This is a genomic window from Aeromonas sp. PrichA-15, from assembly GCF_017939245.1.
GTDB classification, from domain to species: Bacteria; Pseudomonadota; Gammaproteobacteria; order Enterobacterales; family Aeromonadaceae; genus Aeromonas; species Aeromonas caviae.
Genome location: NZ_JAGKRH010000330.1, coordinates 1 through 297 on the forward strand (window position 1 = coordinate 1; position 297 = coordinate 297).

Genomic DNA, 297 nt, shown 5'->3' on the forward strand with positions numbered 1-297 from the left:
GGCGTTGTTGATCAAATCCGTCGCTGGATGGCCGTTCCCCAACCCGTTGATACCACTCAATTCACTGGCTGGCGAACAGGCATACCAAGCCCTATCAGCTTGTTCATCACCTTCACGCCAGCCAGGATTTCGCCCACCTGGGCGTTGTAGTTCCGCAGGCTCAGCGTTGGCCCGATGAGTTGCTTGAACCGGTACATGGCGGTCTCGGCTATCGAGCGCTGGTGATAGCCGGAGTCTTTCTTCCATTGCTTCAGTTCACCGGCCTTGAGCGCCGTCACCGCCTCGTTGCGGGGATGG

At 58.6% G+C, this 297-nt stretch carries 1 pseudogene; it reads right to left on the reverse strand.

From position 1 onward, the window contains the following. Positions 1 to 56: 56 nt before the first annotated feature. Positions 57 to 297: pseudogene (locus tag J9889_RS22980) on the reverse strand (IS5/IS1182 family transposase); the annotation flags it as partial.